At 47.6% G+C, this 8,385-nt stretch carries 8 protein-coding genes and 1 tRNA gene; 4 read left to right on the top strand and 5 right to left on the bottom strand.

Annotated features, from left to right (window positions below):
• On the bottom strand, nt 1-1,078 hold a 1,078-nt coding region (gene ilvD, locus LDL18_RS07910), incomplete at its 3' end, for a dihydroxy-acid dehydratase (RefSeq protein WP_296508465.1).
• Nucleotides 1,079-1,179: 101 nt separating this feature from the next.
• Between ilvD and LDL18_RS07905 the strand changes: the two genes are divergently transcribed.
• On the top strand, nt 1,180-2,094 hold the full coding sequence (locus LDL18_RS07905) for a LysR substrate-binding domain-containing protein (protein WP_296508459.1): 915 nt from the start codon (nt 1,180-1,182) through the stop codon (nt 2,092-2,094).
• Nucleotides 2,095-2,181: 87 nt separating this feature from the next.
• Here the strand turns inward: LDL18_RS07905 and LDL18_RS07900 are convergent, their stop codons facing one another.
• The 3 genes from LDL18_RS07900 to LDL18_RS07890 all read right to left on the bottom strand — a co-directional run bounded on the left by LDL18_RS07900 (nt 2,182) and on the right by LDL18_RS07890 (nt 3,031).
• Nucleotides 2,182-2,478, bottom strand: a complete 297-nt coding sequence (locus tag LDL18_RS07900; RefSeq protein WP_296508457.1) for a hypothetical protein — start codon at nt 2,476-2,478, stop codon at nt 2,182-2,184.
• 71 nt (nt 2,479-2,549) lie between these two features.
• Nucleotides 2,550-2,625: transfer RNA gene (locus LDL18_RS07895), tRNA-Ala, on the bottom strand.
• Between the two features lie 82 nt (nt 2,626-2,707).
• Nucleotides 2,708-3,031: an FYDLN acid domain-containing protein gene (locus LDL18_RS07890; protein WP_011241529.1), complete on the bottom strand. Its 324-nt coding sequence runs from the start codon at nt 3,029-3,031 to the stop codon at nt 2,708-2,710.
• 280 nt (nt 3,032-3,311) lie between these two features.
• On the opposite strand from LDL18_RS07890, the gene aroA reads away from it, so the two are divergent.
• The 3 genes from aroA (at nt 3,312) to rpsA (ending at nt 7,273) form a co-directional block, all read left to right on the top strand.
• Nucleotides 3,312-4,673, top strand: a complete 1,362-nt coding sequence (gene aroA, locus LDL18_RS07885) for a 3-phosphoshikimate 1-carboxyvinyltransferase (RefSeq protein WP_296508455.1) — start codon at nt 3,312-3,314, stop codon at nt 4,671-4,673.
• Nucleotides 4,670-5,302, top strand: a complete 633-nt coding sequence (gene cmk / locus LDL18_RS07880; protein WP_296508453.1) for a (d)CMP kinase — start codon at nt 4,670-4,672, stop codon at nt 5,300-5,302. Before aroA ends, cmk begins: the two co-directional genes overlap by 4 nt.
• 264 nt (nt 5,303-5,566) lie before the next feature.
• A complete protein-coding gene (rpsA, locus tag LDL18_RS07875; protein WP_141920519.1) occupies nt 5,567-7,273 on the top strand; it encodes a 30S ribosomal protein S1 in 1,707 nt (568 codons plus the stop codon).
• A 137-nt stretch (nt 7,274-7,410) separates the two neighbouring features.
• Here the strand turns inward: rpsA and LDL18_RS07870 are convergent, their stop codons facing one another.
• The gene (locus LDL18_RS07870) at nt 7,411-8,250 is read right to left on the bottom strand and encodes a PhzF family phenazine biosynthesis protein (RefSeq protein ID WP_296508449.1); all 840 of its coding nucleotides are present in this window, start codon (nt 8,248-8,250) and stop codon (nt 7,411-7,413) included.
• Nucleotides 8,251-8,385: the final 135 nt, after the last annotated feature.

Genomic DNA, 8,385 nt, shown 5'->3' with positions numbered 1-8,385 from the left:
CAGCCCCTAAAGTCGGAGAATGAATGCTGCGCAAGCTGGTATTGATCAATCCGGCACGATCAAGCTGGCCTAAGATGGCCATGACGCCCCCTGCCCGATGAACATCTTCCATATGCACATCATTTTTGGCAGGTGCGACTTTGCATAAGCAAGGCACGTGACGGGAAAGACGATCAATATCCGCCATTGTAAAAGGCACATTGCCTTCCTGCGCGACCGCCAACAGATGCAAAACCGTATTGGTAGAACCGCCCATGGCAATATCAAGGCTCATGGCATTTTCAAAAGCCCCGATCGTCGCGATAGAACGCGGCAAGACAGATGCGTCCTCTTGTTCATAATAGCTGCGCGCCATATCAACAATGGTTCGACCCGCTTTACGGAAAAGCTGTTCCCGATCGCTATGGGTTGCCAGCATGGAACCATTCCCTGGGAAGGAAAGCCCCAGAGCTTCAGTCAAGCAATTCATCGAATTAGCGGTAAACATACCGGAACAGGAACCACAAGTCGCACAAGCTGTCTGCTCAATGACTTCGACTTCACCATCGCTATAATGGTCATCAGCCGCCATCACCATGGCATCAACCAGATCAAGCGCCCGATTAACCCCTTTAACCACGGCTTTACCGGCTTCCATAGGGCCACCAGAAACGAAAACGGTCGGAATATTCAGGCGCATCGAAGCCATCAACATACCGGGCGTAATCTTGTCGCAGTTGGAAATGCAGACCAAAGCATCAGCACAATGGGCATTGACCATATATTCGACGGAATCGGCAATCAATTCCCGCGAAGGCAGGGAATAGAGCATCCCGCCATGTCCCATCGCGATACCATCATCAATAGCGATTGTATTGAATTCTTTGGCAATACCGCCCGCTTTTTCAATTTCTTCAGCAACAAGCTGCCCCATATCCTTTAAATGGACATGTCCGGGAACAAATTGCGTAAAGCTATTAGCAATAGCAATAATTGGTTTACCAAAATCTTCATTTTTGACGCCAGTTGCGCGCCATAAACTTCTGGCACCTGCCATATTACGACCATGAGTCGTGGTTCTGGAACGATAGGGAGGCATTATTCTTCCTGTAGAAAATGGGATGGGGTTTCTTTAAAGCCTATCAAAAGCGGAGTAAAATATATTATTCTCTTCTAATAAAGTCGTATAGAATATTAAAAATGGATATTCGTCAGCTTAGACATTTTCTTGCGGTGGCCGAAAATTTGCATTTCGGCAAAGCTGCTGAACAGTTGGGCATCACCCAACCGCCGCTTAGCCAATCGATTATGGCCTTGGAAAAAGAACTGGGAATAGCTCTTTTTATCCGAAATAAACGCCATGTCGCCTTAACCCCTTTTGGCGAGACATGGCGCGATTATGTCGAAGCCGCCTTAAAAGAGGTGGATGCCCTGCCCCAAATTGCTGAAAGATTAAAAGAAGGGAGCAGAGGCCATCTTGATTTATCTTTTGTCAGCACCGCTGATTTTAATATCTTGCCGATATTGGTCAGACGCTACCGCGCGCTTTATCCTGATGTCGAATTATCTTTAAGTGAGGCAACAAGCGACCTTCAAATATCAGATTTGACCAAAGGGCTTCGCCATGCGGGCATTATCATCCCGCCAAGAAGTAGCGAGCTACCCAGTAGCCTTTCTTATAAAAAGCTGGTTTCCGAACCGCTCATTGCAGCCGTGCCTGCCCTTTGGATAAAGGAGCAGCGGCTTTCTTTGGTAAACCGGAAATTATCGCCAGATTCGGTCAGACAGGCACCATTGATTATTTTTCCACGCCATTTTGCACCCGCTTTTTATGATATTGTTATGGACTATTATCAGGCCTGCGGTGGTTATCCCAATATCGTGCAACAAGCGATTCAGATGCAAACTATCATCAGTCTGGTTGCGGCCTCTATGGGCATTGCGATAGTGCCACGATCCTTACGTCATATGGCCAGAAGAGATGTCCGCTATATCGAACTTCAGAAACCGGCAGCCTTGCTAGAAACAGGAATTGCTTGGCGAAAAGACGATCAAACGCCGACTCTGACCCGTTTTTTAGGCGTTACCCATGAGATGTTAGATGCGATAACATAAGCTTGACTTTAGGTATTCCTAAAATTTTAGTTCGCCCCATAATTTAAGCATCATAATCGATTTTAGTTTTAGCTAACTCTACTATTATCAAGCAAATCGGATTATGGCCGCAGAATCAACAAGTGTCTGTGTAGACCCAATATCTCGTATATAGCCAGCCATTCCGTAGACTTTTACGTGACCACCTTCGTTAATCACGCTGCCGTTGACTATACCGTTTATATCAACATATGAACCGGCACGAATAATAAGATCACCTGTTACTATTCCGTTTATCACCGCATGAATGCCTTCTGAAGCTGTAAGGTCTCCCTCTACTATACCATTTAAGGTGGTGTCATGAATAAATGTTGTAGACGGCAGTTTATGATCAATTATTTCCATTTGTTTACTGTACAATAATAGAATCAAAAAGGCATAAAAAAACCGCATTAAAAATGCGGTCTCTAAAAAATTGGTGGAGCCGAGGGGGATCGAACCCCTGACCTTCGCAATGCCATTGCGACGCTCTCCCAGCTGAGCTACGGCCCCAATTTTTACATCTGTTTTCTAACAGGTGCGCGCCCTCTATAAACAATTTGCGCGCCCCTGCAAGTGTTAATTTCAATTTTTTTTAGTTATTTTCATCTTCGTCATCAGAGGTATTGACGCCGATATCTTCATTACCGCCCAAATCATCGACATCATCGTCGGGAGAAACGTCATCGGTATCGTCAAGATCGAGATCTGCTTCCAGATCTGCATCATCCGATTTACCAGCTTCGTCGCCCTTTTTCTGATCGTCAAAAGGCAAAGGTTGTTTTGATTTGAGAATCGGTTCGGGAGTCCATTCAGTCCCGCATTCGATGCAGGTCACAGGATCTTCCTTGCCGAGATCATAGAAACGGGTTCCGCATTTCGGGCAAGTCCGCTTAGTGCCCCATTCAGGCTTGATCATGAACCGTCCTTCCAGAGTTTTCCGATGATTGAAAGTTTTTCACAAAATTTACGTAAAAAATAAACTGAAATGCCAAAGCAAAATAGAGTATGAGGATTTATCCTACCGGATTAAAGCCGTATCAGCCCTTAAAACAAGGTCTTTGACAATAATTCGGACAGATGAATATCGCGCGCCTTGCCATAGCCTAGGCCTCATGTCAAAAGCCAACGCCGGTTTTCTAAGCCGTTTTGTCATTTTTTTCTATATTCGGCTGTTAAAATAGAGATGAGATTAGCTGATGACCCGTCCTGTTCACGCTTGCCCGCTTGTTAGTCGCAAGGCTCCGCCGCTTTCCGGCAAGGTGCATGTCCCCGGTGATAAATCAATTTCCCATCGGTCGTTGATGCTGTCTGCCTTGGCGGTTGGTGAAAGTTTTGTAGAAGGCCTTTTGGAAGGCGAAGACGTTCTGGCAACAGCCGAAGCGATGCGCTCTATGGGCGCAGATATCCGAAAAGATGAAAAAGGATGCTGGCATATCCATGGTGTCGGTGTCGGAAGTCTTTTGCAGCCGCAAAATGCTTTGGATATGGGTAATTCAGGCACATCTACCCGTTTATTGATGGGGGTTGTGGCTTCCCATCCCATTACGGCGACCTTTATCGGGGATGCTTCTTTATCCAAAAGACCAATGGGACGTATTTCAACCCCGCTTTCTCTGATGGGCGCACACTTTTCAGGTGCAGAAGGCAATCGCTTGCCGATGACTGTGACCGGTCTTTATCCGGCGATTCCAATTGAATATCGCCTGCCGGTTGCTTCTGCGCAGGTAAAATCGGCGATCTTACTGGCGGGTTTGAATACACCGGGCATTACCCGCGTTATCGAACCAGTACCAACGCGTGATCATAGCGAACGGATGTTAAAGGGCTATGGCGCCAATCTTTCGGTCGAAGAAAATGACGGTGTCAGAATCATTTCTATCCATGGCGAAGCCGAATTAAAGCCACAGCATATTATAGTGCCGGGTGACCCTTCCTCGGCGGCCTTTCTGATCGTAGCAGGACTTATTGTTCCGGGATCGGATCTGATTGTTGAAAATGTTGGCCTTAACCCGACCCGTTCCGGCCTCTATAGCATGTTAAAGGCGATGGGCGGGAAAATCGAATATCTCAATCCTCGCGAAGTCGGTGGCGAGCCTGTTGCCGATCTTTCTGTTAAATATTCTCATTTAAAGGCTATCGACGTGCCGCCTTCGATTGTGCCGTCGATGATTGATGAATTCCCTATTCTGTTTATTGCTGCAGCGATGGCAGAAGGCAAAAGCACGCTGCAAGGTCTGGCTGAATTACGGGTCAAAGAATCTGATCGTATTGCCGTCATGGCAGAAGGTCTAAAAGCCTTGGGCGTTTCTTTAGAAGAAAAAGAAGACGGCCTGATTATCGAAGGCAGGGCGGGTGAAGGCCTTGGGAAAAAAGGCAAAATGGTATCTATCGCTGCCCATCTAGACCATCGGATTGCCATGAGCTTTGCGGTAGCCGGTCTCGTTTCCGAAGGGGGTGTAACGATTGACGACCGCCGTCCGATTATGACCAGTTTTCCGGTCTTTGGTCAGCTATTCAAAGAATTGGGCGCTGAATTTGAAATGGGGCTTGTAAAATGATTATTGCGATAGATGGACCCGCCGCTTCTGGGAAAGGCACCGTTGCCCGCGCTTTGGCGCGGCATTATGCCCTTCCCTATCTCGATACTGGTTTGCTTTATCGCGCAGTTGCCGTCTCACTTTCGGATAACCAAGGCGATTCCAGCCGTGAATCTGATGCTCTGTCTGCCTGTGATTTTGCGGAATCGCTCTTGTCTGATTCCCGACTCCGCAGTGAACAAACTGGAAAATTGGCTTCAGAAATCTCTGTCTTTCCAAAAGTCAGACAGGCTTTAATTAAAAGACAGCGCGATTTTGCGGCTCAAACAGGCGGTGCGGTTCTTGATGGACGGGACATCGGAACGGTCATTGTGCCTGATGCGGATGTGAAACTATTTATCACAGCATCGCCCGAAATTAGGGCAAAAAGGCGCTATGATGAATTAGTAAAAAATAATCCGGATTTAACCTATGATATCATTCTGGAAGATATCAAAAGCCGCGATCTTCGGGATAGTAACCGAAAAGAAGCCCCGCTGAAACAGGCTGAAGATGCGGACTTGCTCGATTCAAGCTTACTCGGTATAGATATGGCCATCGAGCGTGCAGTGGCGCTTGTAGAAAAACAGCTAAAAACGGTGCAGAGCTGATCGAAAAACGGCAATCATTTTTTGTCGATGATGATCGGGGCTGGCCGTGTTTTATGCTGCGGTTATTGGAAAGCATCAAAGGCTGACCGTTATTTCCGTCAGTTTTTGAACTAGAGTAACCCTGAAATCTGCAATCGTTGCCCTTTAAAGGCAAGCTGTATGAACGATGCTATACAAGGTATGAGGCCTGTATAGCGGTTCGGCCAAAAGACCTCCGGATACAACCGGATGGCCGGAAAAATTTCTCAAGGAATATAGAACTGCATGGCCACTATGGCAAATCCTACTCGCGATGATTTTGCAGCATTGCTTAACCAGACGCTTGGTGAAGAAGAAGGCTTTGAAGGACGCGTTGTAAAAGGCACCATCACAGCTATTGAAAACGACATGGCTGTTATTGATGTTGGTCTGAAATCTGAAGGCCGCGTGCCGCTGCGCGAATTCGCAGCCCCCGGTCAGAAAGCCGAATTGAAAGCCGGCGACGAAGTCGAAGTTTTCGTTGACCGCGTTGAAAACAGTCAGGGTGAAGCAATGCTTTCCCGTGACCGCGCTCGTCGTGAAGCGGCATGGGATAAACTGGAAGCTGAATTTGCTAACTCCAGCCGCGTTGAAGGCGTTATCTTCGGACGGGTTAAAGGCGGATTTACCGTTGACCTTTCCGGCGCAGTTGCCTTCTTGCCCGGCAGCCAGGTTGACATCCGTCCGGTACGCGATGTTGCTCCTCTGATGGACATTCCGCAGCCTTTCCAGATTTTGAAGATGGATCGTCGTCGTGGGAATATCGTGGTATCCCGCCGTGCCGTTCTGGAAGAAACCCGCGCAGAACAGCGTTCCGGTCTGATCCAGTCTTTGGCTGAAGGTCAGGTTATCACCGGTGTTGTCAAAAACATCACCGACTACGGTGCCTTTGTTGATCTCGGCGGCATTGATGGTCTGTTGCATGTAACCGATCTTAGCTATCGTCGCGTTGGTCATCCGAGCGAAATGATCGCTATTGGTGACAGCGTTACGGTTCAGATCATCCGCATCAACCGCGATACACAGCGTATTTCGCTGGGCATGAAGCAGCTTGAAACCGATCCTTGGGAAGGCGTAGGCGCCAAATATCCGGTCGGTGCCAAATTCATGGGTCGTGTCACGAATATCACCGAATATGGTGCCTTCGTTGAACTCGAACCCGGCATTGAAGGTCTGGTTCACGTTTCCGAAATGTCATGGACGAAGAAAAACGTTCATCCGGGCAAAATCGTTTCCACCAGTCAGGAAGTCGAAGTTGTCATTTTGGAAGTCGATGCTGAAAAACGTCGTATCTCCCTTGGTCTGAAACAGGCTCAGCCGAATCCGTGGGAAAGCTTCGCCGAAGCTCATCCGGTTGGCTCCACCGTTGAAGGCGAAGTCAAGAACTCCACCGAATTCGGTCTGTTCATCGGTCTCGACAATGATGTTGATGGTATGGTTCACATGTCCGACATCGCTTGGGGTATGTCCGGTGAAGAAGCTTTAAGCCTCCACCACAAAGGTGAAGTTGTTAAAGCCGTCGTTCTCGATGTTGATCCTGAAAAAGAACGCATCTCGCTTGGTATGAAGCAGCTGGAACGTGGTAACGTCCCTGCCGCCAACGCCGGTAGCTCTTTACAGCGCAATCAGGTTGTCACCGTTACCGTTCTTGCTGTCACCGATGGTGGTCTGGAAGTTCAGGCTGGTGATGATGGTGCCATCGGCTTCATCCGTCGCAGCGACTTGGGTCGTGATCGTGACGAACAGCGTCCGGATCGCTTCCAGGCTGGTCAGAAGCTCGATGCTATGGTGGTCGGTTTCGATCGTCAGAAGAAGCCGAACTTCTCCATTAAAGCCATGCAGGTTGCAGAAGAAAAAGAAGCCGTTGCTCAGTATGGTTCGTCAGATTCTGGCGCATCCTTGGGTGACATTCTTGGTGCAGCCCTCAACAAGGCGCGCGATCAGCAGGACTAGTTTCTACGAACTAGTTTCTACTGAAACGAATAACAAAAAGGCATGGGTTGGAAACAGCCCATGCCTTTTTTGTAGTCATAAGAAGGGAGATAGAAAAACGCATTTCATCTTCAAAAATTGTCTTTTATCCCACGGGATTAAAACCTAAGTTGGCCGACTATATTGGATGTCGTAGCACCCCCAATCCAAATAGTATCTTCAATCTGATCGACATAAATCCGGCCATCCCGTCCCAAAAGGCTACCTTGGCTCACAATATAGCTTTTGGGCGCTAAACCGCTTCCGATCATCCATTGCGCCATACTGGCGTTAAGGCTGCCGCAGACAGGGTCTTCGTTAACACCATGTTTCATTGCAAAAGCCCGCACTTCAAATTGGGCATCGTGGCCGTCTTTGTGACTATCCCATGCCCCGATCACTCCAAAAGCAAGATCAGGCATAGAGGCATAATCCGGCTTCAAAGCGAGAACTTCTTCACGGGATTTTAGCATAATTCCTGCCCATCCGGGGCCATTATCGACCCAAGCCGATGCTTGAATATCGGAAAGCGGAATCCGCAACCCTGCCGCTATTCTTTCCAATAGATTTTCATCCAAATCACCAGAACGGATCAAAGGGGGTGCAGCAAAAGCTAAACGGTCATTTTCGTGACGAATAGGCACCAATCCAGCCTGACATTCCTGAATAATAATAGTCTCTTTTGGACGACCTCCAGCCTGCAGCCAAGCATGACAGCTCCCTAAAGTAGGATGTCCAGCAAAAGGCAATTCGGCGCACGGGGTAAAAATCCGTAATCGGTAATCAGCATCAGGAGAAATTGGCTTTAATAAAAAAGTCGTCTCGCTTAAATTCATCCATCTGGCAAAGCTCTGCATCTCTTCAGTGGATAAATCATCCGCAGAAGCCACAACCGCAACCGGATTTCCTTTAAATTTACCAGAGGTAAAAACATCAACTTGCTGGAAATCATATTCCATAGTGAGCCATCCTAATAACCCTATTTTTATAGTGATATTTGCCAGAGTATAGCCGGAGGTCGCAAGATGAGAAACAATGTTATTTAATACATTTTATAGGATGACTTTAAAGCCCAAGGAAACACAGATTTTTCA

The organism is Zymomonas sp. (genome assembly GCF_020216885.1).
Lineage (GTDB): Bacteria > Pseudomonadota > Alphaproteobacteria > Sphingomonadales > Sphingomonadaceae > Zymomonas.
The sequence above is the reverse complement of the archived record's forward strand: the minus strand, read 5'-3'. Positions and strand labels throughout refer to the sequence as shown.

Bases quoted from the DNA above. Each gene is read 5' to 3' on its own strand.
- LDL18_RS07905 (WP_296508459.1), top strand. From the start codon at position 1,180: ATGGATATTCGTCAGCTTAGACATTTTCTTGCGGTGGCCGAAAATTTG.
- LDL18_RS07890 (WP_011241529.1), bottom strand. From the start codon at position 3,031: ATGATCAAGCCTGAATGGGGCACTAAGCGGACTTGCCCGAAATGCGGA.
- LDL18_RS07900 (WP_296508457.1), bottom strand. From the start codon at position 2,478: ATGGAAATAATTGATCATAAACTGCCGTCTACAACATTTATTCATGAC.
- rpsA (WP_141920519.1), top strand. From the start codon at position 5,567: ATGGCCACTATGGCAAATCCTACTCGCGATGATTTTGCAGCATTGCTT.
- LDL18_RS07870 (WP_296508449.1), bottom strand. From the start codon at position 8,250: ATGGAATATGATTTCCAGCAAGTTGATGTTTTTACCTCTGGTAAATTT.
- aroA (WP_296508455.1), top strand. From the start codon at position 3,312: ATGACCCGTCCTGTTCACGCTTGCCCGCTTGTTAGTCGCAAGGCTCCG.
- cmk (WP_296508453.1), top strand. From the start codon at position 4,670: ATGATTATTGCGATAGATGGACCCGCCGCTTCTGGGAAAGGCACCGTT.